The 24,431-nt window shown below is 70.3% G+C and carries 23 protein-coding genes; 11 read left to right on the top strand and 12 right to left on the bottom strand.

Features of this window, described 5'->3' with window-relative positions; all coding sequences use genetic code 11:
• Positions 1 to 326 precede the first annotated feature (326 nt).
• Entirely contained in the window at positions 327 to 1,331 is a 1,005-nt protein-coding gene (gene trpS, locus AC2W7E_RS09500) for a tryptophan--tRNA ligase (protein ID WP_374459396.1), read from the bottom strand.
• 62 nt (positions 1,332 to 1,393) lie between these two features.
• Here trpS and AC2W7E_RS09495 point away from each other — a divergent pair, with 62 nt between their 5' ends.
• Complete coding sequence (locus AC2W7E_RS09495; RefSeq protein WP_485988990.1) at positions 1,394 to 2,056, top strand: DUF4166 domain-containing protein; 663 nt, start codon at positions 1,394 to 1,396, stop codon at positions 2,054 to 2,056.
• Here AC2W7E_RS09495 and AC2W7E_RS09490 read toward each other — a convergent pair.
• From AC2W7E_RS09490 to sdhC, 6 genes are all read right to left on the bottom strand, one after another.
• On the bottom strand, positions 2,053 to 2,892 hold the full coding sequence (locus AC2W7E_RS09490; protein ID WP_025105653.1) for an exodeoxyribonuclease III: 840 nt from the start codon (positions 2,890 to 2,892) through the stop codon (positions 2,053 to 2,055). The genes AC2W7E_RS09495 and AC2W7E_RS09490 overlap by 4 nt on opposite strands.
• 9 nt (positions 2,893 to 2,901) lie before the next feature.
• Positions 2,902 to 4,107, bottom strand: a complete 1,206-nt coding sequence (locus tag AC2W7E_RS09485) for a YihY/virulence factor BrkB family protein (RefSeq protein WP_303709464.1) — start codon at positions 4,105 to 4,107, stop codon at positions 2,902 to 2,904.
• 132 nt (positions 4,108 to 4,239) lie between these two features.
• A complete protein-coding gene (locus tag AC2W7E_RS09480; protein ID WP_485988989.1) occupies positions 4,240 to 5,007 on the bottom strand; it encodes a succinate dehydrogenase iron-sulfur subunit in 768 nt (255 codons plus the stop codon).
• Between the two features lie 2 nt (positions 5,008 to 5,009).
• Entirely contained in the window at positions 5,010 to 6,836 is a 1,827-nt protein-coding gene (gene sdhA / locus AC2W7E_RS09475; protein WP_025105656.1) for a succinate dehydrogenase flavoprotein subunit, read from the bottom strand.
• Between the two features lie 19 nt (positions 6,837 to 6,855).
• Positions 6,856 to 7,296, bottom strand: coding sequence for a succinate dehydrogenase hydrophobic membrane anchor subunit (locus AC2W7E_RS09470; protein WP_025105657.1), 441 nt, complete (start codon positions 7,294 to 7,296; stop codon positions 6,856 to 6,858).
• Positions 7,296 to 7,730, bottom strand: a complete 435-nt coding sequence (gene sdhC, locus AC2W7E_RS09465; protein WP_081811659.1) for a succinate dehydrogenase, cytochrome b556 subunit — start codon at positions 7,728 to 7,730, stop codon at positions 7,296 to 7,298. The genes AC2W7E_RS09470 and sdhC overlap by 1 nt, the downstream gene beginning before the upstream one ends.
• A 165-nt stretch (positions 7,731 to 7,895) precedes the next feature.
• Here sdhC and AC2W7E_RS09460 point away from each other — a divergent pair, with 165 nt between their 5' ends.
• From AC2W7E_RS09460 to AC2W7E_RS09415, 10 genes are all read left to right on the top strand, one after another.
• Complete coding sequence (locus tag AC2W7E_RS09460; protein ID WP_060921492.1) at positions 7,896 to 9,011, top strand: mannose-1-phosphate guanylyltransferase; 1,116 nt, start codon at positions 7,896 to 7,898, stop codon at positions 9,009 to 9,011.
• Positions 9,012 to 9,158: 147 nt separating this feature from the next.
• The gene (locus AC2W7E_RS09455; RefSeq protein ID WP_025105660.1) at positions 9,159 to 10,277 is read left to right on the top strand and encodes a BMP family lipoprotein; all 1,119 of its coding nucleotides are present in this window, start codon (positions 9,159 to 9,161) and stop codon (positions 10,275 to 10,277) included.
• A 105-nt stretch (positions 10,278 to 10,382) separates the two neighbouring features.
• Positions 10,383 to 11,897 (top strand): ABC transporter ATP-binding protein, encoded by a 1,515-nt coding sequence (locus tag AC2W7E_RS09450; protein ID WP_485988988.1) that lies wholly within the window; start codon positions 10,383 to 10,385, stop codon positions 11,895 to 11,897.
• Positions 11,894 to 13,201, top strand: a complete 1,308-nt coding sequence (locus AC2W7E_RS09445; RefSeq protein ID WP_303709465.1) for an ABC transporter permease — start codon at positions 11,894 to 11,896, stop codon at positions 13,199 to 13,201. The genes AC2W7E_RS09450 and AC2W7E_RS09445 overlap by 4 nt, the downstream gene beginning before the upstream one ends.
• On the top strand, positions 13,201 to 14,484 hold the full coding sequence (locus AC2W7E_RS09440; RefSeq protein WP_082749974.1) for an ABC transporter permease: 1,284 nt from the start codon (positions 13,201 to 13,203) through the stop codon (positions 14,482 to 14,484). The genes AC2W7E_RS09445 and AC2W7E_RS09440 overlap by 1 nt, the downstream gene beginning before the upstream one ends.
• A 28-nt stretch (positions 14,485 to 14,512) precedes the next feature.
• The gene (locus AC2W7E_RS09435) at positions 14,513 to 14,932 is read left to right on the top strand and encodes a cytidine deaminase (protein WP_062636553.1); all 420 of its coding nucleotides are present in this window, start codon (positions 14,513 to 14,515) and stop codon (positions 14,930 to 14,932) included.
• Entirely contained in the window at positions 14,929 to 16,221 is a 1,293-nt protein-coding gene (locus tag AC2W7E_RS09430) for a thymidine phosphorylase (protein ID WP_485988987.1), read from the top strand. Before AC2W7E_RS09435 ends, AC2W7E_RS09430 begins: the two co-directional genes overlap by 4 nt.
• Before the next feature lie 48 nt (positions 16,222 to 16,269).
• Positions 16,270 to 17,385 (top strand): adenosine deaminase, encoded by a 1,116-nt coding sequence (locus AC2W7E_RS09425; RefSeq protein ID WP_485988986.1) that lies wholly within the window; start codon positions 16,270 to 16,272, stop codon positions 17,383 to 17,385.
• Position 17,386: 1 nt separating this feature from the next.
• Entirely contained in the window at positions 17,387 to 18,493 is a 1,107-nt protein-coding gene (locus AC2W7E_RS09420) for a polysaccharide deacetylase family protein (protein ID WP_062764737.1), read from the top strand.
• Between the two features lie 27 nt (positions 18,494 to 18,520).
• Complete coding sequence (locus AC2W7E_RS09415) at positions 18,521 to 19,390, top strand: carbohydrate kinase family protein (RefSeq protein WP_485988985.1); 870 nt, start codon at positions 18,521 to 18,523, stop codon at positions 19,388 to 19,390.
• Here the strand turns inward: AC2W7E_RS09415 and AC2W7E_RS09410 are convergent.
• From AC2W7E_RS09410 to AC2W7E_RS09390, 5 genes are all read right to left on the bottom strand, one after another.
• A complete protein-coding gene (locus AC2W7E_RS09410) occupies positions 19,387 to 20,133 on the bottom strand; it encodes an alpha/beta hydrolase (protein WP_485988984.1) in 747 nt (248 codons plus the stop codon). The genes AC2W7E_RS09415 and AC2W7E_RS09410 overlap by 4 nt on opposite strands.
• Before the next feature lie 36 nt (positions 20,134 to 20,169).
• The gene (locus AC2W7E_RS09405; RefSeq protein ID WP_485988983.1) at positions 20,170 to 21,324 is read right to left on the bottom strand and encodes a mannitol-1-phosphate 5-dehydrogenase; all 1,155 of its coding nucleotides are present in this window, start codon (positions 21,322 to 21,324) and stop codon (positions 20,170 to 20,172) included.
• Positions 21,321 to 21,755 carry a PTS mannitol transporter subunit IIA gene (locus AC2W7E_RS09400; protein ID WP_025105671.1) on the bottom strand — a complete coding sequence of 145 codons (435 nt, stop codon included), beginning with the start codon at positions 21,753 to 21,755 and terminating at the stop codon, positions 21,321 to 21,323. Before AC2W7E_RS09400 ends, AC2W7E_RS09405 begins: the two co-directional genes overlap by 4 nt.
• On the bottom strand, positions 21,752 to 23,386 hold the full coding sequence (locus AC2W7E_RS09395) for a PTS mannitol transporter subunit IIBC (protein ID WP_303709472.1): 1,635 nt from the start codon (positions 23,384 to 23,386) through the stop codon (positions 21,752 to 21,754). Before AC2W7E_RS09395 ends, AC2W7E_RS09400 begins: the two co-directional genes overlap by 4 nt.
• Positions 23,383 to 24,431: putative PEP-binding protein (locus tag AC2W7E_RS09390; RefSeq protein ID WP_485988982.1), on the bottom strand; the 1,049-nt coding region annotated here is incomplete at its 5' end. The genes AC2W7E_RS09390 and AC2W7E_RS09395, both read right to left, overlap by 4 nt.

Below are 24,431 nucleotides of genomic sequence, written 5' to 3'. Positions count from 1 at the left end.
GAGGATCGAGAGGCCGAGAGCGATCAGGCCGAGGAACCCCGAGGGCTTCGGCGCGGCATCCGGTGCGGTGTACGAGCCGGACGGTGCCGCGTAGCCGCCCACAGGCACCTGATACGCGCCGGGAGGCGCGGCAGTGGGTGCCGGCGGATACGCGGGCGGGTACGGTGCCGGAGCGGCCGGCGGTGTCGACGGATACGCGGGCGGCGGGACCGCACCGGATACCGGCTCCTGCGGGACCGAGGTCGCCGAGGGCAGGGGCGGCACGGCGCCGGGCGGAGGGGGTAGCTGCGGGTCGGTCACGATGTCATCCTAGGCTCGGCCGCGGCTCACACCCGGCGCAGCAGTCCGACGCGGTCGTACACGTCGGACAGCGTGCGATCGGCCACGGCGTCGGCGCGGGCGGCGTTCTCGGCGAGGATCCGGTCCAGCTCCGCCGGGTCGTCGAGGAGCTCGAGGGCACGGCTGCGCACCGGAGCGAACTCCTCCACGACGACCTCGGCGAGGCCCTTCTTGAAGTCGCCGTATCCGCGGCCCGCGTACTCGTCCTCGATCGCGGGGATCTGGCGTCCGGTCAACGCGGCGTAGATGGTGAGCAGGTTCGAGACGCCCGGCTTGGCCTCGCGATCGAACCGCACGGAGCCCTCGTTGTCGGTCACCGCGCGCATGATCTTCTTCGCCGACTTCGCCGGGTCGTCGAGCATCCACAGCACACCGGCGTCGCTCTCGGCCGACTTCGACATCTTGGCCGTCGGGTTCTGCAGGTCGTAGATGCGCGCCGTCTCCTTCTGGATGACCGGGACCGGCACCGTGAAGGTCTCGCCGAACCGCGAGTTGAAGCGCTCCGCAAGGTCGCGGGTGAGCTCGACGTGCTGCTTCTGGTCGTCTCCGACCGGCACGACATCGGTCTGGTACAGCAGGATGTCGGCGGCCATGAGCACCGGGTAGGTGAAGAGGCCGACGCTGGTCGCATCAGCGCCGTAGCGGGCCGACTTGTCCTTGAACTGGGTCATCCGTCCGGCCTCGCCGAAGCCGGTGATCGTGCTGAGGATCCAGGCGAGCTCGGCGTGCGCACGGACGTGTGACTGCACGTACAGCGTCGACTGCGACGGCTCGATGCCCGCGGCGATGTACTGCGCGGCGGTCCGGCGGGTCTTCTCGCGCAGCTCGGCCGGGTTCTGGGCGACCGTGAGGGCGTGCAGGTCGACGACGGAGAAGAACGCGTCATACGAGGTCTGGAGCTCCCGCCACTGCAGGAGCGCGCCGATGTAGTTGCCGATCTGGAGGGAGTCGGCGGAGGGCTGCATTCCGGAGTAGAGGCGAGGCTTGTTCACCCGTCAATCCTATGCGCCCGCGCCGCGGTGCCCGGCGCCGTCGCATCCCCTACGCTGACGTCATGACGGACGGCATGCCCCTGAGACGCGGACAGGTGTTCCTCGACGCCCTGGGCACGGAGGCGGAGCGCCTCCACCCGGAGATCCTCGCGCAGTACCGTGCGCCCGTCTCGGCGGGGCACGCGGAGGGCGTGTTCGCGGTCGCGGGGAGCCGGTTCGGCCGCTGGGCGGCCCTCGCGCGTCCGATCGTGGGACCGGGGCTGCTGGTGCCGACGTCGGGGCGGGACGTGCCGTTCGTGCTGCGCACGACGACCGGGCGCGCGGCGACGGGCCGCGCGACGCTCGACTCCACCCGCGAGTTCCTCTTCCCCGGTCGGACGGCACGGATCGTGGACCGGCTGACGGTGAGCGTGCGGCCGGGGCTGGTGCGGAATCTCCTCGGCGCCCGTGGCCGCGTGGAGCTCATCGAGGAGTGCAGTGTGACGGCGGAGGGCTTCCTGCGGATGCGTACCGTCCGGGTCGCCTTGCGGCTGTTCGGGCGGCGGTTCGCTCTGCCCGGACCGCTCGGCGTGCGCGTGGACCTCGTCGACGGCTGGGACGCCGAGCACCGCCGGCGCACGATCGACATGCGCGCCGTGAACCCCATGCTCGGCACCGTGCTGGAGTACCGCGGATGGTACCGGGAGTCGGATCCGTCGCCCTCCGAGCGGCCGGAACCGGGTTAGTAGGTGTAGTCGACGACGACCGGCGCGTGGTCGCTCCAGCGCTGGTCGTACGCGGCCGCACGGGCCACGTGGTACGCCTGCACGCGCTCGGCGAGAGCGGGCGTGGCCAAGTGGTAGTCGATGCGCCATCCCGAGTCGTTGTCGAAGGCCTTCCCGCGCATGGACCACCAGGTGTACGGCCCGTCCACCTCGCCGTGGAAGCGACGTCCGACGTCGACCCAGCCCAGGCCCGTGCCGACCGAGCCGTCGACGCCGGTGACCGATGTCCCGGCCTCACCGAGGAAGCGATCGAAGTAGGCGCGCTCGCGCGGCAGGAAGCCGGCCTTGGTGCGGTTGCCGCGCCAGTTCTTGATGTCGAGCTCGCGGTGCCCCACGTTGAGGTCGCCGGTGACGAGGGCGAGGGCGCCGTCGGTGTTCAGGCTCGCCAGTCGAGCCTCGAACGCGTCGAGGAACTTCCACTTCTCGTCCTGCTTGGGGGTGTCGGCCTCGCCGGAGTGCACGTAGGCGCTGACGACGGTGAGCGGACGGTCGCCGATCAGGAAGTCTGCCTCGATCCAGCGCCCCTTGGAGTCGAAGTCCTCCGGGCCGAAGTCAGCCCGGGAGGCGAGCGCGGGGAGGCGGCTGGCGATCGCGACGCCCGCGCGCCCCTTGGCCGTGGCCTCGTCGTGCACGAAGGTCCAGCCGGGAAGGGCGGCCTCGATGTGCTCGTCCTGCCCGCGCACCTCTTGAAGGGTGAGGATGTCGATGTCTGCGGCGTCCAGCCACGTGCTCATCCCGTTGCGGGCGGCCGCCCGGATCCCGTTGACATTGACCGAGGCGATACGCAGGTGAGGCATTCCTCCAGCCTAACGAGCACCGCCGACATCGCGGTTCTGACGGTGATCGAGCTCGGAGAGCAGGCGCTGCGCGAGAGGGGAGGTCGGGGGTGCGGGCGGGGGAGCGGAGGCCTCCAGCCGTGCGACCTCGTCCTCCGCCGCGCGGACGGCGTGCCCGGCCGCCCAGCTCTGGTACCACGGGGCCTCGTCGCGCGCGGCGCGGGCGTCGCGCAGTCGGATCCGTGCCGCGGAGAGCAGCGTGGCGTGCTCCGCCACCCGCCGCTCGGCCTCCGTCGGCAGCAGGAGCGGGAGGTCGCGGTCCTGGGCGGCGACGGCGATCCACGAGGCGGCGACGAGCATGACCACCCCGTTCACCCGGAACCACAGCAGCAGTCCGACGAAGATCGCGAAGGTCGCCAGCAGCGGGTTCGACGGCGTGTAGCTCAGCAGGAACCCGACCCCGAACTGCAGCACCGTCATGGCCGCGCCGCCGAGGAGGGCTCCCGGCCAGATCGTGCCCCAGTGCAGCGAGGTGCCGGTGAGGAAGCGCACCATCGCCGCCAGCGCTCCCGTCAGCAGGACGAACGACACCAGGACGGTGCCGATCCGGATGCTGATGTTGACTCCGTCGGAGCCGGCATCCCAGCCCAGCAGCGACAGCACCCAGCTGAGGACCGCGGCGCTGGCGGAGCTGAGGGCAGAGCCGACGATGAGCGCGACGCCGAAGATCAGGGCGGCGAGCAGGTCGCGCGCCTTGAGGAGGAGGTAGCTGCGGCGGTCGGGCTCGAGGCCGAAGATGTCGCGCACGGCCCGCCGCGAGAAGGTCACCCACCCGATCGCGGTCCAGATCACCGTGCCGAGGGCGATGAGACCGGTGATGCCGAGGAATCCGCTGGTGTTCGAGGCGATCTCCTGCACCTGCGCGGGGGTGAAGACGCCGCCCTCGTCGAGGATGAGGTTCGGGATGTAGTTGTTGATGATGTCGATGAGGCCGTTCACCGCCTCCTCACTGCCGCCGAGCCAGAGGCCCGCGATGGCGAACGCGAGGTAGATCGCGGCGAAGATGGCGAACAGCGCCTGATAGCTCACCCCGGCGGCGAGCAGGAAGCCGTTGTGCTGCAGGAAGTGCCGCCACACCCGCACCGGGAAGAGGCCGAGGGTGCGTCGGGTCAGCGCGGTCGCGCGCTCGACCGCGGCATCGAGGCGACCGTCGGTCGCCGAACCGGGCTCGGACACGCCCCCACCCTACCCAAGCGCGGGCCCCGCCTTCGCGCGCCCGGCCTGCCTCAGCGAGAACAGGCGCAGACGCGAGAACAGGCGGCCCCGTCCGGGACCGCCTGTTCTCGCGTGGTTGCCTGTGCCGGCGCGTCAGGGACGCCCGCGGAGGACTGCCTGCTTGACCTCGGCGATGGCCTTGGTGACCTCGATGCCGCGGGGGCACGCCTCGGAGCAGTTGAAGGTCGTGCGGCAGCGCCAGACGCCCTCCTTGTCGTTGAGGATGTCGAGACGCACCGCGGCGTTTTCGTCGCGCGAGTCGAAGATGAAGCGGTGCGCGTTGACGATCGCGGCCGGACCGAAGTACTGGCCGTCGGTCCAGAACACCGGGCACGACGAGGTGCACGCGGCGCACAGGATGCACTTGGTGGTGTCGTCGAAGATCTCGCGATCGGCGATGGACTGCGTGCGCTCCTTGCCCTTCTCCGGCACGGAGTTCGCGACGAGGAACGGCTGCACCTCGCGGTACGACGCGAAGAACGGCTCCATGTCGACGACGAGGTCCTTCTCCAGCGGCAGGCCCTTGATGGCCTCGACGTAGATCGGCTTCGAGATGTCGAGGTCCTTGATCAGCGTCTTGCAGGCCAGGCGGTTGCGGCCGTTGATGCGCATGGCGTCGGAACCGCAGATGCCGTGGGCGCAGGAGCGGCGGAAGGTCAGCGAGCCGTCGACCTCCCACTTGATCTTGTGCAGGGCGTCGAGCACGCGGTCGGTGGAGTAGAGCTCCACGTCGTAGTCGACCCAGTGCGGCTCGGCGTCGACCTCGGGGTCGAACCGGCGGATGTTGAAGGTGACGATGAAGGACTGGATCCCGGTGTCTTCGGTCGTCTCGGCCGGCGCTTCGGCGATGGCGTTCGACATGATCAGTACTTCCTCTCCATCGGCGGGTAGTTCAACTCGCCCTTGTCGTTCTTGGTGAAGACGACCGGCTTCCAGTCGAGCTTGATGTGGTCGCTCGGGTCGGAGGAGTGCGGGTCGCCCGTGAGGTACGCCATGGTGTGCTTCATGTAGTTCTCGTCGTCGCGCTTCGGGAAGTCGTCGCGCATGTGGCCGCCGCGGCTCTCCTCGCGGTTCTGCGCGGCGTAGACGACGACCTCGGCGATGTCGAGCAGGAAGCCCAGTTCGACGGCCTCGAGCAGGTCGGTGTTGAACCGGTGGCCCTTGTCGTCGACGTGCACGTTCTTGTAGCGCTCACGGAGCTCCGCGATCACGCCGAGGACGTGCTGCAGCGACTCGTGCGTGCGGAACACCTGCGCGCCCTTGTCCATCTCGTCCTGCAGCGTCTTGCGGAGGACCGCGATCCGCTCGGTGCCCTGGTTGTTGCGCAGGCCCTCGAGCATGTCGGAGACGAACCCGGCGGGGTTCTCCGGCAGCGGGACGAACTCGGCCGTCTTGACGTACTCGACGGCGTTGCGGCCGGACCGCTTGCCGAACACGTTGATGTCGAGCAGCGAGTTCGTGCCGAGGCGGTTGGCGCCGTGCACCGAGACGCAGGCGCACTCGCCGGCGGCGTAGAGGCCGGGGACGACGGTGTCGTTGTCCGCGAGCACCTCGCCGTTGTTGTTCGTGGGGATGCCGCCCATGGCGTAGTGCGCGGTCGGCATGACGGGGACCGGCTCGACGACCGGGTCGACGCCCAGGTAGGTGCGGGCGAACTCGGTGATGTCGGGGAGCTTGGTCTCCAGCACCTCGGCGCCCAGGTGCGTGCAGTCCAGCAGCACGTAGTCCTTGTGGGGACCGGCGCCGCGGCCCTCCGCGACCTCCTGGACCATGCAGCGCGCGACGATGTCTCGGGGCGCCAGGTCCTTGATGGTGGGGGCGTACCGCTCCATGAAGCGCTCACCCGAGGCGTTGCGCAGGATCGCACCCTCGCCGCGGGCGCCCTCGGTGAGGAGGATTCCGAGGCCGGCGAGGCCGGTCGGGTGGAACTGGAAGAACTCGAGGTCCTCGAGGGGGAGGCCCTTGCGCCAGACGATGCCGACGCCGTCGCCCGTGAGGGTGTGCGCGTTGGAGGTCGTCTTGAAGATCTTGCCGAAACCGCCGGTCGCGAAGATCACGGCCTTGGACTGGAAGACGTGCAGCTCGCCCGTGGCGAGGTCGTAGGCCACCACGCCGGCGATCTGCGTCGCGCCCGCCGCGTCCTTCACGGTGATGAGGTCGAGCACGTAGAACTCGTTGAAGAAGTTGATGCCGAGCTTGACGCAGTTCTGGAACAGCGTCTGCAGGATCATGTGACCGGTGCGGTCGGCGGCGTAGCAGGCGCGGCGGACCGGGGTCTTGCCGTGCTCGGCCGTGTGACCGCCGAAGCGACGCTGGTCGATCTTGCCCTCGGGGGTGCGGTTGAAGGGGAGACCCATGTTCTCGAGGTCGATGACCGCGTCGATGGCCTCCTTCGCGAGGATCTCCGCCGCGTCCTGGTCGACGAGGTAGTCGCCGCCCTTCACGGTGTCGAAGGTGTGCCACTCCCAGGAGTCCTCCTCGACGTTCGCGAGGGCCGCCGCCATACCGCCCTGCGCGGCACCGGTGTGCGAGCGCGTCGGGTACAGCTTGGAGATCACGGCCGTCTTCGCGCCGGGGCCGGCCTCGATGGCCGCCCGCATGCCGGCGCCGCCGGCGCCCACGATGACGATGTCGAACTGGTGGTAGTGCACGCCGTCACGGACGACGGAATCCTGCGTCTGGGTAGTCACTTCTCGTTTGCCTCTTCTTCTAGCCCTGCGCCTGGCAGGTCTCCCACAGCGTGCTCGACTCGGTCACACCCAGGCACGGGTCGAACGTGAAGACGACCAGGGTGCCGAGGAGGATGAGCAGGCCCGCGGCCAGGCCGAGGGCCCAGACGAGCGCCTTGCGCGCGGTCGGGTTGGTCACGTAGTCGTTCACGATCGTCCGCATGCCGTTGGCACCGTGGATGAGTGCGAGCCAGAGCATCAGCACGTCCCACCACTGCCAGAACGGGGTGGCGAACTTGCCGGCGATGAAGGCGAAGTCGAGGGCGTGGATGCCCTCGCCGACCATGAGATTCACGAAGAGGTGGCCGAAGATCAGCACGACGAGCACGACGCCCGAGACGCGCATGAAGACCCAGCCCCACTTCTCGAGGTTGACGCCGCGCTGGCGACGGGCGGGAGCGGCGACGGTCTGGGCGGTCATCAGTGTCCTCCTCCGAAGCCGGCGAACGCGAGCATCAGGTGGCGCGGGACGAAGCCGGCCATGATGACGCCCCACACGAGCAGCACGCCCCAGAAGAGCTGGCGCTGGTACTTGGCGCCCTTCGACCAGAAGTCGACGGCGATGATGCGCAGGCCGTTCATGGCGTGGAAGACGATGCCCGCCACGAGGACGACCTCGCCGATCGCCATGACCGGGTTCTTGTATGTGCCGATGACCGCGTCGTACGCCTCCGGCGACACCCTGATCAGCGCCGTGTCGAGCACGTGCACCAACAGGAAGAAGAAGATGGCGACTCCGGTGATGCGGTGAAGCACCCACGACCACATGCCTTCGCGACCCCGATAGAGGGTGCCGCGGGGGGTCTTGGACGTGGTTTCCGAAATCGACGGTGTCAAGCGAGCGCTTGTGGACACGGTCGTCCTCCCTGGATCGATGTGTTTCGGTCGCGTGCGCTGCTTCGTCCACATCTGGCCTGGAGGAGGGTCAGGCACGCCCGATCGGTGTCCATCCTATTCCCGCGCGGACGCCCCGGGCGACGAAGGGGATCCTAAGTCGGGCCCGCCGCTACGCTGGCCTGCATGAGCGAGCCGATCGAAGACTTCTACGCGGTCATCCCTGCCGGCGGCATCGGCAGTCGGCTGTGGCCGCTGTCCCGGGCGGACGCCCCGAAGTTCCTGCACGATCTCACCGGGTCCGGGCATTCGCTGCTGCGCGACACGTGGGACCGTCTGGAGCCGCTCGCCGGTCCGGACCGGATCGCGGTGGTCACCGGGCGCGCGCACCGGGCGGCGGTGGAGGCGGAGCTGCCGGGGATCGCCGACCTCAACGTCTTCCTGGAGTCCGAGCCCCGCGAGTCCGCGGCGGCGATCGGGCTGGCGGCGGCCGTGCTGCACCGGCGCAACCCGGACGTCATCATCGGCTCGTTCAGCGCCGACCACGTCATCCGGGGCACGCGGGTCTTCGAGTTCGCCGTCCGCGACGCCGTCGAGGTCGCGAGGGAGGGCTACATCTGCACGATCGGCATCGCGCCGACCGAGCCGGCGGTCGGCTTCGGCTACATCAAGAAGGGGCCGGAGCTGGTCGTCGAGCGCGCCAGGGAGGCGGCCCTCGTCGAGAGCTTCGTCGAGAAGCCGGATCTGGAGACTGCCAAGGCCTACCTCGCCGAGCGCACCTACCTGTGGAACGCGGGCATGTTCATCGCGAAGGCGAGCGTCCTGCTGGACGAGCTCGCGGCCAACGAGCCCGCTCTGCACGCCGGTCTGCTCGAGCTCGCCGAGGCCTGGGACGACCGGGAGCTCCGCGGGCCCGCCGTCGACCGCATCTGGCCGCGGCTGAAGAAGATCGCGATCGACTACGCCGTCGCGGAGCCGGCGGCGCGGCGCGGGCGCCTCGCCGTGGTCCCCGGGCACTTCGACTGGGATGACGTGGGGGACTTCGCCTCGCTGACGAAGCTCATCACGAACGGCCGCAAGAACGACCTCGCCGTCCTCGGCCCCCGTGCCCGGGTGCTCACCGACGCGGCCAGCGGCATCCTCGTCAGCCAGACCACCCGCGTGATCAGCCTCGTCGGCGTGCAGGACATCGTCGTGGTCGACACCCCCGACGCGCTCCTGGTCACGACGGTCGAGAACGCGCAGCGGGTGAAGGGCGTGGTGGAGTCGTTGAAACTCAACGGACAGGGCGACGTGCTCTGATGAGCATCGGTCTGTGCTCATCGGCAGGGTTGATTTCAGCTTTGTAACCATTGGCCCGGCCGCCCGGGGCCGACGTGCACGAACGTCGAAACACTAGGTAACTTTGATCGATCCGCGATGGCCGCGGGTTCGTTGAGGGAGGCATCCGTGACCATCTCCACCACCAAGAAGCTGCTCGGCGCGACGGTCGCCGCCGGTGTCGTCTTCGCTCTTGCCGGCTGCGGTCAGGCGCCGACCGACGAGTCCGAGGGCGGATCCGCCCCCGTCGACTCCGACTTCAAGCCCTGCCTCATCTCCGACGCCGGCGGCTGGAACGACAAGTCGTTCAACCAGTCGGCCAAGGAGGGCATGGACAGCGCCGCCGACGAGCTCGGCATCAAGCCGCTGGAGTTCGAGTCCGCGAACGACAACGACTACGCGCCGAACCTCGAGACCGCCGTCTCCGAGGGCTGCTCGCTCATCGTCTCGGTCGGCTTCAAGCTGTCCGCCGCCACGGTCGAGTCCGCGCTCGCGAACCCCGACATCGACTACGCGATCATCGACGACTGGGCCGACAACGACTTCGACGGCACCACCGACGCGCCGAACATCAAGCCCCTCGTCTTCGACACCGCCCAGGCCGCCTACCTCGGTGGCTACGCGGCGGCCGCCTGGTCCGCGGAGGCCGGCGTGAACAAGGTCGGCACCTTCGGCGGCATGCAGATCCCGTCGGTCGCGGTCTTCATGGACGGCTACCAGCTCGGCGTCGAGAAGTACAACGAGGACAAGTCGGCCGACGTCCAGGTCTTCGGATGGGACGCCGAGACCCAGAAGGGCTCCTTCACGGGTGGCTTCGACGCCAACGACACGGCCAAGCAGACCGCCCAGGGCGTGCTCGACCAGGGTGTCGACGTCATCCTCCCCGTCGGCGGCCCGGTCTACCAGAGCGCCGCAGCGGCGATCAACGACAGCGGCAAGGACACGCTGATGCTCGGTGTCGACAGCGACCTCGCCGTCGCTGACCCCAGCGTCGCCGACATCACGCTCGTCTCGATCATGAAGGCCATCGACGTGGCCGTCCGCGACGCGACGCTCGCGGCCGCCGCCGGCGAGTTCGACCCGGAGCCCTACATCGGCACGCTCGAGAACGAGGGCGTCAAGCTCTCCGGCTTCGGCGACTTCGAGGCAGACCTGCCCGAGGGCCTGACGGACGAGCTGTCCGCTCTGCAGGAGCAGATCATCTCCGGTGACATCACGGTGGAGTCCGAGAACTCTCCCACCCGCTGAGTCGGAGCCGTACCCAGCACGGGGCGAGTGGCGCAGGCTGCCACTCGCCCCGCACTGTGGGCGGCGACGATTCTCCTCGGTGACTCTTCTGGATAAGGTGCAGATATGAAGCTCGAACTTCGCGGCATCACCAAGCGATTCGGCAGCCTCGTGGCGAACGACCACATCGATCTCGTGGTCGAACCCGGTCAGATCCACGCTCTCCTCGGCGAGAACGGCGCAGGCAAGTCGACGCTGATGAACGTGCTCTACGGCCTGTATCAGGCCGACGAGGGCGAGATCCTCCTCGACGACGTCGTGCAGCACTTCCGCGGCCCGGGCGACGCGATGGCCGCCGGCATCGGCATGGTGCACCAGCACTTCATGCTCGTGCCGGTGTTCACGGTGGCCGAGAACGTCATGCTCGGGCACGAGCAGACCAAGGGCCTCGGCACGCTGGACATCGCGAAGGCCCGCGAGCACGTGCGCGCGGTCGCCGCGCGGTTCGGGTTCGACATCGATCCGGACGCCGTCGTCGGCGACCTTCCGGTGGGTGTGCAGCAGCGCGTCGAGATCATCAAGGCGCTGTCCCGCGACGCCAAGGTCCTCGTCTTCGACGAGCCGACCGCGGTGCTGACGCCGCAGGAGACCGACGAGCTCATGGCCATCATGCGCCAGCTCCGAGACGAGGGCACCGCGATCGTCTTCATCACGCACAAGCTGCGCGAGGTGCGCGAGGTCGCCGACCGCATCACGATCGTCAGGCTCGGTCAGGTGGTGGGGGAGGCCTCGCCGACCGCCACCAACGCCGAACTGGCCTCGCTGATGGTCGGCCGCGCGGTCGAGCTGACCGTGCACAAGGAGGCTCCGCGGCTGGGCGAGGGCGGCCTGGAGGTCCGCAACCTCCGCGTGCTCACCGCCACTGGAGCCATCGTCGTCGACGACGTCGACTTCACCGTGCGACCCGGCGAGGTCCTCGCCGTCGCCGGTGTGCAGGGCAACGGCCAGACCGAGCTCGTCGAGGCCATCGTGGGCCTCGCCGCACGCGTCGAGGGGAACATCATCCTCGACGGCACCGAGCTCGTGGGCAAGAGCGTCCGCGGCATCCTCGACGCCGGCGTCGGGTTCGTGCCGGAGGACCGCACCGAGGACGGCCTCGTCGCCGGGTTCTCGGTCGCCGAGAACCTCATCCTCGACCGCTCAGACGATCCCGCGTTCAGCCGGGCCGGGACGCTGCGCCGCGGGGCCCTGGAGGACTTCGCGAAGGAGCGCATCGCGGAGTACGACATCCGCACGCAGGGCCCGGACACCCCCGCGGGCACCCTCTCCGGAGGCAACCAGCAGAAGGTCGTGATCGCCCGCGAGATGAGCCGCGAACTGCGGCTCTTCGTCGCCGCGCAGCCGACCCGCGGGGTGGACGTGGGCTCGATCGAGTTCATCCACAAGCGCATCATCGAGACGCGGGACGCGGGCATCCCCGTGATCGTCGTCTCGACCGAGCTCGACGAGGTCGCCGCCCTCGCCGACCGGATCGCGGTCATGTACCGCGGCACCATCGTCGGCATCGTCCCCGGTGACACGCCCCGGGAGACACTCGGACTCATGATGGCCGGAGCGGCCGATGCGGAGGTGACCGCGTGAGCGGCGCGACACCCGGTGCAGGAGACGTCACGAAGGGGCTGCCTCCCGAGCAGCTCCCGCCCAGCACGGGCCTCGCGGACGAGGTACCCCCGCCTCCGCGCGGCAACGTCGTCCTCAAGGAGATCCTCCGCGGCAGCGCCGTCACGACGATCCTGGCGATCGTCCTCGCGCTCATCGTCGGCGGCATCCTCATCGCCTTCACCAACGAAGACGTGCAGAAGGCCTCCGGGTACTTCTTCGCCAAGCCGAGCGACACGTTCGTCGCGGCCTGGAACGCGGTCTACAACGGCTACGAGGCGCTGTTCCGGGGAGCGATCTTCAACGCCCGCGGCGCCGACTTCGCCGCCCAGATCCGTCCGCTGACGAACACGCTGGGCTTCGCGGCTCCGCTGATCGCCGCCGGTCTGGGCGTCGCGCTCGCCTTCCGCGTCGGTCTGTTCAACATCGGCGCCCGCGGTCAGATGCTCGTCGGCGTCGCGGTCGCGGCCCTGCTGACCTTCAACCTCGACCTGCCGATCTGGTTCCACCTCCCCGTCACGCTGCTGGCCGGTATCGCCGGCGGTGCGCTCTGGGGCGGCATCGCCGGTCTCATCAAGGCACGCACGGGTGCGCACGAGGTGATCCTCACGATCATGCTCAACTACATCGCGTACTACCTGCTGCTGTGGATGATCCGCACGCCCGGGCTCCTGCAGAAGCCGGGGACCAACCAGGCGCTCGGCTCGGCCACGCCGGAGAGCGCGCAGTTCCCGACCCTGCTCGGCCCGCAGTTCCCGCTGCTTGACCTCGGCTTCGTCATCGTGGTCATCGCGACGGTGTTCGTGTGGTGGCTCATCGAGCGCTCCTCGCTGGGCATGCGCATGCGCGCGGTGGGGGAGAACCCGCACGCCGCTCGCGCCGCGGGCATCAGCGTCAAGCGCGTCTACGTCTACGCGATGCTCTTCGCGGGCGCCCTCGCCGGCCTCGCCGGGATGAACCAGCTCCAGGGCGCCGTCACCACCGGCGTCACCGAGACCATCGACGCCGGCATCGGCTTCGACGCCATCACGGTCGCCCTCCTCGGGCGCAGCCGCGCCTGGGGGACCTTCGCGGCCGGAATCCTGTTCGGTGCCCTCAAGGCGGGCTCGTTCTCGATGCAGGCGCAGGACATCCCCGTCGACATCGTGCTCGTCGTGCAGTCGCTCGTCGTGCTGTTCATCGCCGCGCCGCCGCTGCTGCGCACGGTGTTCTTCCTCCCCAAGTCCGATGCAGAGAAGGCGGCCAAGGCGAGAGCGAAGGCCGCGAAGAAGGCGGTGACGGCATGATGTCGCTGGTGCAGACCGAAGCCGCCGACGGCACGGTGCAGCTCGCCACCGTCCGGGAGCGCCACCTCAAGGCGCCGATCAGCCTCGCGGTGGTCACCGCGCTGCTGGCGGTGCTCTTCCTCGCCGTGCCGCGCAGCGGTATCAGCACCTTCCGGCTCGGCGACCGCACGTCGGCCTTCGAGCTCCCCGACGTGGAGCTGCCCACCGCGCCGACCTTCTGGGTCGTCTTCGCCGTGCTCGTCGTCCTCACGGTCGGGGCCTTCCTCCGGGCATGGACGTACCGTGCGCCGTCGATCTGGCTCATCGTCGCCTATGGCGTGCTCGCCGTCTTCGCGTTCCTCGTCTGGGCCGCGGCCGGGGGTCTCGTCCCCGTCACGAGCCTCCTCTTCGGCGCCGTGTCGCTGTCGGTGCCGCTCGTGTTCGGCGCGCTCGGCGGTGTCATCGGCGAGCGGGCCGGTGTCGTCAACGTGGCCATCGAGGGGCAGCTGCTCCTCGGCGCGTTCTCGGCGGCGCTGCTCTCCAGCATCACCGGCAACGCCTTCGTGGGCCTCATCGGCGCCATGATCGGCGGCGTTCTCGTCGCGAGCGTGCTGGCGGCGTTCGCGATCAAGTACCTCGTCGAGCAGGTCATCGTCGGTGTCGTCCTCAACGTCCTCGTCACCGGCCTCACCGGCTTCCTCTACGGCGCGCTCCTCGCCCCGAACGAGGCCGAGCTGAACACCCCGGTGCGCTTCTCCCGCATCGAGATCCCGGTGCTGAGCGACATCCCGATCATCGGTCCGGTGCTCTTCAACCAGACCTTCATCGTGTACCTCATGTTCATCACCGTGGCCGTCGTCGCGTGGGGCCTGTACCGCACCAAGTGGGGCCTGCGCCTCCGCGCCGTGGGCGAGCACCCGCAGGCGGCCGACACGGTCGGCATCCGGGTCAACCCGACGCGGTTCTGGAACGTGCTGCTCGCGGGCGCGATCGCCGGCATCGGCGGCGCGTACTTCACCCTCGTCTCGGTCCCGCAGTTCGGCAAGGAGATGACGGCCGGGCTCGGGTTCATCGCCCTCGCCGCGGTGATCTTCGGACGCTGGGACCCGATCCGCGCGACGCTCGCCGCCCTGCTCTTCGGATTCGCGACGAACCTGCAGAACCTGCTCTCGATCCTGAAGACGCCGATCCCCGGCGAGTTCATGCTCATGCTGCCGTACGTGGTCACCCTGCTCGCGGTCGCCGGGTTCGCCGGACAGATCCGGGGTCCTGCCGCCAGCGGCAAGCCGTACATCAAGTCGTAGAACCCGCAGGGAAGAAGGAGTCATCACCATGACGGACATCGACTGGGACGAGCTGCGCCAAGTCGCCGCGGAGGCCATGACCAAGGCGTACGCGCCGTACTCCCGCTACCGCGTGGGGGCGGCGGCGCTCGTCAGCGACGGGCGGATCGTGGCCGGCTGCAACGTCGAGAACGCCTCGTACGGCGTCACGCTGTGCGCCGAGTGCGCGCTCGTGGGCGACCTGTTCATGTCCGGCGGCGGCCAGCTCGTCGCCTTCGTGTGCGTGAACAACGACGGCGAGACCATCATGCCCTGCGGCCGATGCCGGCAGTTGCTGTTCGAGCACGCCGTACCCGGCATGCTGCTGGAGACGGTCTCCGGCATCCGCACGATCGACGAGGTGCTGCCCGATGCGTTCGGGCCGCGCGCCCTTCGACAGGCTCAGGGACCCGAGGGAGAAGGACGATGACCGTGGAGCCGTTCGACGCGGTCGATGTGATCCGTGCCAAGCGCGACGGGGGCGTCGTGCCCGAGCCCGCTCTGCGGTGGATGGTCGACGCCTACACGCGCGGCTACGTGTCCGACGCGCAGATGGCGTCCTTCGCGATGGCGATCTTCCAGCGCGGAATGGAGCGCGACGAGATCCGCGTGCTCACCGACGCGATGATCGCGTCCGGCGAGCGGATGAGCTTCGCGACCCTCGGCAAGAAGACCGTGGACAAGCACTCCACGGGCGGCGTCGGCGACAAGATCACCCTGCCGCTGGCCCCGCTTGTCGCCTCGTTCGGCGTGGCGGTCCCGCAGCTCAGCGGCCGCGGCCTCGGCCACACCGGCGGCACGCTCGACAAGCTGGAGTCCATCCCCGGCTGGCGCGCGGCGCTCAGCAACGAGGAGATGTTCGCGCAGATGCAGAGTGACGTCGGGGCCGTGATCTGCGCCGCGGGGTCGGGTCTCGCTCCCGCCGACAAGAAGCTCTACGCGCTCCGCGATGTGACGGGCACGGTCGAGGCCATCCCGCTGATCGCCTCCAGCATCATGTCGAAGAAGATCGCCGAGGGGACCGACGCTCTCGTCCTGGACGTGAAGTTCGGCTCCGGCGCCTTCATGCAGGACATCGACCGCGCCCGCGAGCTCGCCCGCACGATGGTCGCGCTCGGCACCGACTCCGGCGTCGCCACCACGGCGCTGCTGACCGACATGAACGTCCCGCTGGGCCGCGCGATCGGCAACGCGAACGAGGTCCGCGAGTCGGTCGAGATCCTCGCCGGCGGGGGACCCGCCGACGTGCGGGAGCTGACCATCGCGCTCGCCAGGGAGATGCTCGCCCTGGCCGGCCGGCCCGATGCGGACGTGGAGGCGGCGCTGGACGACGGCCGCGCCATGGACACCTGGAAGGCGATGATCCGCGCCCAGGACGGCGACCCCGACGCGGCCCTCCCGCTCGCGAGGGAGACGCACGTCGTCACGGCGCCCGCGGACGGCGTCGTGACCCGGATGGACGCGCTCCCCTTCGGCATCGCCGCGTGGCGTCTCGGCGCCGGCCGCGCGCGGGCCGAGGACCCGGTGATCTTCGAGGCGGGCATCGACCTGCACGCGAAGCCCGGTGACCGGGTCGCCGCCGGGCAGCCGCTGTTCACGCTGTCGGCGGCGGACGAGGCGCGCTTCCCCCGGGCCATCGAGGCACTCGAAGGGGCCTGGGAGCTCGGCGACGAGGCGCCGACCGTGGGTCCGATCGTCCGCGAGCGCATCACGGCGTGAGGCCCGGGCGCTAGCCTGGACGGACACCCCGCGACCGAGAGGATCCCCATGTCGATCGATGCGAACGGCGACGTCGCCATCCAGGGCGTCTCCCTGCGGAGTCTGCCGAAGGTGTCGCTGCACGACCACCTGGACGGCGCCGTGCGTCCGGCCACGATCATCGAGCTCGCCGACGCGATCGGTCTCGACCTCCCGGCCTCCGACCCGGCGGCGCTCGGCTCCTGGTTCGCGAAGAAGAGCGACGCAGGGTCGCTGGAGGAGTACCTGAAGACCTTCGAGCTCACCACCGCGGTCATGCAGACCCGGGAGGGACTGACCCGCGTGGCGCGCGAGTTCGTGCAGGACCTCGCGGCCGACGGCGTCATCTACGGCGAGGTGCGCTGGGCACCGGAACAGCACCAGGCCGGCGGTCTCTCGCTGGAGGACGCCGTCGAGGCCGTGCAGCAGGGGATCGAGGAGGGCGAGGACGCAGCGGACCGGGACGGTCGCAGCATCCGCGTCGGACAGCTCCTCACCGCCATGCGGCACACCGACCGCGCCAGGGAGATCGCCGAGCTCGCTGTGGACTTCCGCGGACGGGGTGCCGTCGGCTTCGACATCGCCGGACCCGAGGACGGCTTCCCGCCGTCCGACCACCGCGCGGCATTCGACTACCTCTCCGAGAACTTCTTCCCGGTGACCGTGCATGCGGGGGAGGCGGCGGGCCTCGCCTCGATCCGCTCGGCGCTGCTGGACGGTCGTGCGCTCCGCCTCGGACACGGCGTCCGCATCGCGGAGGACCTCGAGGTCGTCACTCAGGAGGGCGACGAGGTGCAGGTGCGCTTCGGCGACCTCGCGCGCTGGGTGCGCGACCGGGAGATCCCGCTGGAGCTCTCCCCGTCGTCGAACCTGCAGACGGGGGCGGTCGCCGCGTGGGGCAAGACGCTCGCCGATCACCCGTTCGACCTGCTCTACCAGCTCGGCTTCGCGGTGACCGTGAACGTGGACAACCGCACCATGAGCGCCACCTCGCTCACCAGGGAACTGGCGCTGCTCGTGCAGACCTTCGAGTACGACCTCGACGACCTCGAGGCCTTCCAGTTCAACGCCGCCGCCGCGGCCTTCCTCCCCGTCGAGGAACGGGAGGAACTCGTCGAGATGATCGCCGAGGGCTTCGACGCCTGACATGCGCTCCGGGGGGAGGTCGTCGCGGTCACGAGCCGGACTCGTCGGCGCGCTCGTCGCCGTCGTCGTCGTCGGAGGGGCCGTCGCGGCGTTCGCGGGGCTCCATCGCACGCCAGAAGAGCGGATTCCGAAGGCCCAGGGCAGCGTCACGGCGCCTCCGCTCACGCCGTCGCAGCAGATCCTGGCGGACGCGGACGATCCCCGCGCGTGCGCGGTCACCTTCCGCGGCGAGGGGGCGCCGACCGCGCCGATGCTGCAGCTCCAGGACGAGCCGTATCGGGGGCTGCCGATCCCTCGGCTCGACGGTCGGGTGTTCGCGGGCTGGTACGCCAGCGCCGACGCTGCCGCCGCCTTCACGGTGGAAGCTCGGGTGAACGGCGCGGATCCGGTCGCGTGCGAGCAGCAGCAGACGGAGCTCTTCGCCGCCTGGAAGACGCCCGAGGAGAACGCGGCCGAGGGCGTGCGCGTACCCATCCTGATGTACCACCAGTTCACGGCCGACCCGGCAGGGGAGAAGGGGTGGCTGCGCGGCAACTACGCGTACATCGGCGACTTCGAGGCGCACATGGCGCACATTGCGACCACCGGCTTCTATCTGCCGACCTGGGACGAGCTCAGCGCGTTCATCGACGGGCGGCTCTCCCTCCCGGCGCGGAGCGTCATCATCACCGACGACGACGCCGATCAGACGTGGTTCGACCTCGCGGTGCCGGTGGTGGACGCACACCGGCTCCTCAGCACCTCGTTCATGGTCACGGCCTATCGTCAGGACCCCGCGCCCTCGCCGTGGGTCCAGCGGCGCTCGCACACCCATGACATGCATCAGGCCGGCGAGGACGGCAGGGGACGCATGGTCAACGGGACGCCCGCGCAGATCGCCGCCGATCTCACCACGTCGGGGGACGTGCTCGGCGTCCGCGAGGTGGTGGCCTACCCGTTCGGCCACTACGACGACACGGCGAAGGAGGGCGTCCGCCAGGCGGGCTACGAGCTGGCGCGGACCATCGATCCCGGATACGTGGTGATCGGGACGGACAAGCTGGCACTCCCCGTCGTGCGCATCGACTACGGAATGGGCCTGGATGCCCTGGTGTCGCGCATCGGGTGACCCCGCACGAGGCGCGAGGATGAGGGCATGCCCGCTTCCGTCTTCCTCGCCGGTCCCGCCTCCTGGAACCGCATGGTCCTCCTCGACCGGCTCCCCGAGCCCGTGCCGCACATGCAGTTCGCGCAGGCGAGCTGGGAGACGGTCGGCGGCACGAGTGCGGGCAAGGCGCTGAGCCTGACGGCGCTCGGCCGATCCGTCGTGCTGCATGCCGTCGCCGGGGAGGACGAGGAGGGGCTGCGGGTGCGTGCGGCACTGGAGGCGGCCGGGGTGGTCGCGCAGTGGACGGACGGAACCACGGAGCGGCACCTCAACCTCATGACGGCGCAGGGCGACCGGGTGTCGCTGTACCTCTCCACGCCGGCGGAGACGACAGGCACGGACGATGCCGCGCATGCCGCCGAGATGGCCGCGGCCGACGCCGTCGTGCTCGATCTGGCCGCCGAGCCCCGGCGGCTGCTCCCGCTCGCGGCGGGCAGCGGCACGCCGCTCTGGGTCGACGTGCACGACTATGACGGCGTCGACGGGTACCACCGGCCCTTCCTGGCGGCGGCCGCGGCGGCCTTCTGCAACGCGGATCGGCTGGCCGCGCCGGTGGAGTTCCTCCGCGCCGTCGTCGCGGAGGGAGCGGCGTTCGCCGTGTGCACGCTCGGCGCGGAGGGAGCGGTCGCGGTCGGAGCGGACGGCGCCGAGCTGCGGGTGCCCGCGCTGCCGACCACCGTCGTCGACACCAATGGCGCGGGCGACGCGTTCCTGGCCGGAGTCCTCGACGCGCGGCTGGCGGGGGCGGACCTGGCGTCGGCGCTCTCGGCGGGTGCGCGCTCGGCGACCGGAGTGCTGACCACCCGGCACCTGCATCCGCTGCTCGACCCGATCCTCGGTGATCCGCGGGCGGCCTAGGGAGCGACCTGCTCCAGGAAGCCGCCGACGACCTCGGTGACCTCGGCGTGCATCTCCTCGCCGTCGATGGTCGGGGTACCGTCACCGGACTGGGGGCCGTAGTCGCCGAAGGAGGCGTGGGAGGCGCCGTCGATCTCGACGAACTCGGCGTCCGCGGGGAGCTCGGAGCGGGCGTCCGCGATCTTCTCGGGTGTGGAGAGGCCGTCCTCACCGCCGGAGACGCTGAGCACCGAGAGGTCGGTTCCGGCGAGGTCGGTCGCGCAGTAGGAGGCGAAGAGGACGAGGGCATCGGCGTCCGTCGCGAGCTGACAGGCGCGCACCCCGCCGAGGGAGTGGCCGCCCACGGCCCAGGTGTCCACGTCGGGCGCCGCGCTCGTGAACGAGCCGAGGCCGCGGGGATCGAAGAAGGCGAGGTTGAGCCAGGGCCGCGTGATCACGACCGTGGTGCCCTCCTCCGCGATCCCCTGGAGGATCGAGGCGTAGGCCCACGGGTCGACCTTCGCCCCCGGGATGAAGACGAGTCCGCGGTCCGAGGCGCCGTCCGCCGGCTCCAGGACGATCCCCTCCTCGGCATCGTTCACCGTGATCGCGGGGTTGTCCCGGACGGCGGCGAGCGGTTCGGGCTCCGCGGCCATGACGCCGACCTGGCTCCACACGAGGATCCCGCCGACGGCGAGCACGAGGACGATCACCACACTCCACAGGACTCGTCTCAGGACGCGGCGTCGGGGCTTCTGCTGCACAGCAGCAACGCTACTCCGCCCGGACGCCGCGTCCGCTCAGCCGGCGAGTGCCGCCTGACGGAGCGCCACCGCGTCGCGGACGGCGGGGAAGAGCGGGTGCTCCGGATCGAGCCCCGTGGCGCGGACGGTGAAGCCTGCCGGGTCTTCGGAGCGGAGGAGCGTCTGCAGCTCGACCGCCTGCTCGTCGGCAGGGTCGTCGAACTCCAGCGCGGCGGCGACGGCAGCCACGAGCGCGTCCGTCGACAGCCCGTGCTCGGCGGCCATCGCCGCGGGACCGATGAAGCGCTCGTGCCGGGAGATCTTCCGCAGCGGCTGCCGGCCGACGCGCTGCACGGTGTCCACCAGTGCGGGATTGCGGAACCGTTCGAGGATGGTCGCGCGGTACTGCGCGAGCTCCGCGGGATCGAGACCGTGTTCGACGACCAGCACCGCCGAGGTCTCCTCCAGGGCGGCGGAGACCTGCGCGGCGATCGCCTCGTCCGCGAGGGCGTCCGAGATCCGCTCGATGCCCGCCCGTGCACCGAAGTACGCGGTGGCGGCATGACCGGTGTTCACCGTGAAGAGCTTGCGCTCGATGTACGGAGCGAGGTCGTCGACGAAGTGGGCGCCGGGGATGCGCGGCGGGGTGTCGCCGAACGGCCGGGCCTCGATCGCCCACTCGAAGTACGGCTCCACCGTGACGTCGATGCCGCCGCCCTCCGGCTGCGCGGGCACGATCCGGTCGACGGCGGTGTTCGCGAACACGGCGCGGCCGAGCAGCGTATCGGCATCCGGCCCCGCCGCGGCGACGATCTCCTGCCGCAGCTGATCGGTGGCGCCGATGGCGTTCTCGCAGGCCATCACCTGCAGCGGCGCGGCCTCGGGGGAGCGCAGCGCGAGTCCGGCGACGATTGACGGGGCGACGAACCGCAGCACGGTGGGGCCCACGGCGGTCGTGACGACGTCGGCCGTCGCCACCTCCTCCGCGACCACGGCGGGGTCCGTGCGGCTGTTCACCGCACGGAACCCGGAGACGACGTGGTCGGTCCCTCCGGGGCCGGCTTCGTGCACGGTGTACGAGTCCGCCCGGTCGATCGCCTCCACGAGCGCGTCCGCGACGTCGCTGAACACGACCTCGTAACCGCCCTCGTGCAGGAGCAGGCCGACGAAACCGCGCCCGATGTTGCCCGCCCCGAAGTGGACCGCCTTCATCCCTCGTTCACCTCCGAGAGGAGAGCGAACAGCTCGTCCGGCGTCGCCGCCGCTTCCAGCCGGGCGACGTCGTCCTCCTCGGAGAAGAGGATCGCGATGCGCGACAGGATGTCGAGGTGCTCGTCGCCGACGCCGGCGATGCCGATCACGAACCGCGCCTGCTCGCCGTCCCAGTCGACGCCGCCGTCGTAGCGGACGACGGAGAGGGCGGAGGCGAGGATGGCGTCCTTCGCCTCGTTCGTGCCGTGCGGGATGGCCAGGCCGTTGCCCATGTACGTCGACACCGTCTCCTCGCGCTGGCGCATCGCGTCGACGTACGCCGGGGTCACCGCACCGGCGGCGACGAGGATGTCCGTCGCCTCCTGGAGGGCGTCGTCGCGCGACGCGCCTCCCGGGTGGATGCGGACCTGCTCGGCAGTGAGAACGCTCATTCTTCGTCCTTTCGCTGTTCCTTGACCATCTCGACGACCTCGTCGTACTTCGGCGAGTTCATGAAGTTGTCCACCGACACGTGCAGGGAGTCCGGCGACTTCGCCGTGGCCCGGTCGGTGAGCTGCTGCTGCGTGATGACCACGTCGGCGGCGCCGTCGAGATTGGCGATGGCGGCGTTCGTGACGGTGACGCCCTCGATGCCGGCCTTCTTCAGCTTGTTGCGGAGCACGCTGGCACCCATGGCGGACGAGCCCATGCCGGCGTCGCACGCGAACACGATGGTCTCGATCGGGGCCGCCGCGACGGCGGTGGTGGCGAGAGCCGGCGTGGTCTCCGGAGCCGTCGTCGCGGTCGAGGTGCGCAGGGCGTCCATCGCCGCGGACGACTTGCCCTTGTTCGCCTCGGTCTGTGCGATGGCCGCCCCGAACGCGTCGCCCTCGGCGGCGAGGTCGCGCTTGCGCGAGGCCCGCAGGATGACGCCGGTGATGAGGAACGTCACGGTCGCCGCGATGATGACCGACAGGTAGACGACGAGGAGGTTGGCGACGCCGGGGCCGATGGCCGCGGCGGTCACGGCGATGATGCTGCCCGGGGCCGCCGGGAAGGCGAGCCCGCCGCCGAGGACCATGTTGGTGGTCACACCGGCCGCTCCACCCGCGATGAGAGCGAGGATCGTGGTCGGCTTGCTGAGCGCATACGGGAAGTAGATCTCGTGGATGCCGCCGAAGAACTGGATGATGGCGGCACCGGGAGCGGAGGCCTTCGCCGCGCCGACCCCGAAGAAGGTGAAGGCGAGCAGCAGACCGAGGCCGGGGCCGGGGTTCGCCTCGATGAGGAAGAGGATCGACTTGCCCGTCTCCGCGGCCTGCTCGATCCCCAGCGGGGTGAACACGCCGTGGTTGATGGCGTTGTTGAGGAACAGCACCTTGGCCGGCTCGACGATGATCGACACGAGCGGCAGCAGGTTGAGCGAGACAAGCCAGTCGACGGCCGCCCCCAGCGCGGCGCTGATGCCGAGCATGACCGGGCCGAAGGCGAAGAACCCGACGATGGCGAGGATCATGCCCAGGATGCCGGCGGAGAAGTTGTTGACGAGCATCTCGAAGCCGGGGCGGATCTTGCCGTCCCACAGCTTGTCGACCTGCTTCATGATCCAGGCGGCGATCGGGCCCATGATCATGGCGCCGAGGAACATCGGGATGTTCGTCCCGACGATCACGCCGACGGTCGCGATCGTGGCGACCACGCCGCCGCGCTCGCCGTAGACCATGCGTCCGGCCGTGTTCGCGATCAGGAGGGGCAGTAGGTAGGTGACCATCGGGCCGACCAGGCCCACATAGGCCAGGATGTTGCCGTCCGCGCCTTCGGCGACCGCGGTCATCGCGCCCTGCCAGCCGAGGACGGCGGAGTCGCCGCCGCCGCCGATGATCTCGGCGACGCCGGCCCAGTGCCAGCCGAACGGGCTCTCGGCCCCGAAGAAGCCCTTCGGGATGAAGAGCATCGTGATGAAGCCCCAGGCGATGAAGGCCGCGATGTTCGGCATGATCATGCCGGAGAGGAACGTGCCGAAACGCTGCACGCCCACGCGGAGGCCACCGGGGGCGGTGGCGGCGGGTGACGTCGTCGTCATGATGTGGTCTCTTTCTGATGAGGGGGGAGTGCCGCGGCGAGGGTCGCCGCAGCGGTGCGGGCGGAGGGGGCGTCGTCCGCGCCGAGCGCGGCTTCCGCGAGACGGAGGGCATCGTCGCGAGTCCGGGCGGCGAGCGCCTGGCGGACGTCGGCGAGGGCGGACGGTGCCATGGACAGGCTCGTCGCACCGAGGCCCACGAGGACGACGGCGAGCAGCGGATCGGCCGCGGCCTCGCCGCAGATGCCGACGGGCTTGCCGAGACGGGCACCGGCCTCGCCGACCTCGCGCACCAGGCGCAGCACCGCGGGGTGCCAGGGGTCCTGGAACGACGCGACGGAGCCGAGGAGGCGGTCCGCAGCCATCGTGTACTGCGTGAGGTCGTTGGTGCCGATGGACGCGAAGTCGGCGTGCGCGAGCACCCGGTCGGCGAGCAGGGCGCTGGAGGGCACCTCGACCATGACGCCGGCCGTCTTCAGCCCGTACTCGCGGGCGAGGCCGGTGAAGTACACGGTCTCCTCGACGGTGGCCACCATGGGTGCCATGACCCACAGGTCGGCGTCGGTCGCGGCCTCGGCCTCGGCCAGCGCGGTCAGCTGCTCGCGGAGGATGTCCTCGCTCGCGCGGAGTGCCCGCAGGCCGCGCAATCCCAGGGCCGGGTTCTCCTCGTGTGCGTCGTTGAGGAAGGCCAGCGGCTTGTCGGCCCCCGCGTCGAGCATCCGCACGACGACCTTCTTGCCGGGGAAGGCCTCCAGGAGCTCGCGGTAGGCGTCCCGCTGCTGGGCGACCGTCGGCGCCTGCGACGCGGAGAGGAACAGGAACTCCGTCCGGAACAGGCCGACGCCCTCGGCCCCCCGCGCGACCGCGTCGGCGGCGTCGGCGGGCTTCCCCAGGTTCGCGAGCAGCGCGACCGGCGTGCCGTCGGCGGAGATCCAGTCCGCGGATTCCGGAACCGGCCCGCACGGTGAGCACGCCGCCGTGACGGCTGACGTGTGCACCCGCTGCCTGCAGGATCTCGGGGAGCATCGCTCCGGGCTGGGTCGAGTGC

The organism is Microbacterium sp. CFSPD4_SD4 (assembly GCF_057364585.1).
This window is presented reverse-complemented; position numbering and strand designations above follow the sequence as displayed.

Bases quoted from the DNA above. Each gene is read 5' to 3' on its own strand.
- AC2W7E_RS09395 (WP_303709472.1), bottom strand. From the start codon at position 23,386: ATGACGACGACGTCACCCGCCGCCACCGCCCCCGGTGGCCTCCGCGTG.
- AC2W7E_RS09400 (WP_025105671.1), bottom strand. From the start codon at position 21,755: ATGAGCGTTCTCACTGCCGAGCAGGTCCGCATCCACCCGGGAGGCGCG.
- AC2W7E_RS09480 (WP_485988989.1), bottom strand. From the start codon at position 5,007: ATGTCGAACGCCATCGCCGAAGCGCCGGCCGAGACGACCGAAGACACC.
- AC2W7E_RS09490 (WP_025105653.1), bottom strand. From the start codon at position 2,892: ATGCCTCACCTGCGTATCGCCTCGGTCAATGTCAACGGGATCCGGGCG.
- AC2W7E_RS09435 (WP_062636553.1), top strand. From the start codon at position 14,513: ATGACGGACATCGACTGGGACGAGCTGCGCCAAGTCGCCGCGGAGGCC.
- AC2W7E_RS09405 (WP_485988983.1), bottom strand. From the start codon at position 21,324: ATGAAGGCGGTCCACTTCGGGGCGGGCAACATCGGGCGCGGTTTCGTC.
- AC2W7E_RS09460 (WP_060921492.1), top strand. From the start codon at position 7,896: ATGAGCGAGCCGATCGAAGACTTCTACGCGGTCATCCCTGCCGGCGGC.
- AC2W7E_RS09415 (WP_485988985.1), top strand. From the start codon at position 18,521: ATGCCCGCTTCCGTCTTCCTCGCCGGTCCCGCCTCCTGGAACCGCATG.
- AC2W7E_RS09470 (WP_025105657.1), bottom strand. From the start codon at position 7,296: ATGACCGCCCAGACCGTCGCCGCTCCCGCCCGTCGCCAGCGCGGCGTC.
- AC2W7E_RS09420 (WP_062764737.1), top strand. From the start codon at position 17,387: ATGCGCTCCGGGGGGAGGTCGTCGCGGTCACGAGCCGGACTCGTCGGC.
- AC2W7E_RS09450 (WP_485988988.1), top strand. From the start codon at position 10,383: ATGAAGCTCGAACTTCGCGGCATCACCAAGCGATTCGGCAGCCTCGTG.
- AC2W7E_RS09430 (WP_485988987.1), top strand. From the start codon at position 14,929: ATGACCGTGGAGCCGTTCGACGCGGTCGATGTGATCCGTGCCAAGCGC.
- AC2W7E_RS09425 (WP_485988986.1), top strand. From the start codon at position 16,270: ATGTCGATCGATGCGAACGGCGACGTCGCCATCCAGGGCGTCTCCCTG.
- AC2W7E_RS09495 (WP_485988990.1), top strand. From the start codon at position 1,394: ATGACGGACGGCATGCCCCTGAGACGCGGACAGGTGTTCCTCGACGCC.
- AC2W7E_RS09440 (WP_082749974.1), top strand. From the start codon at position 13,201: ATGTCGCTGGTGCAGACCGAAGCCGCCGACGGCACGGTGCAGCTCGCC.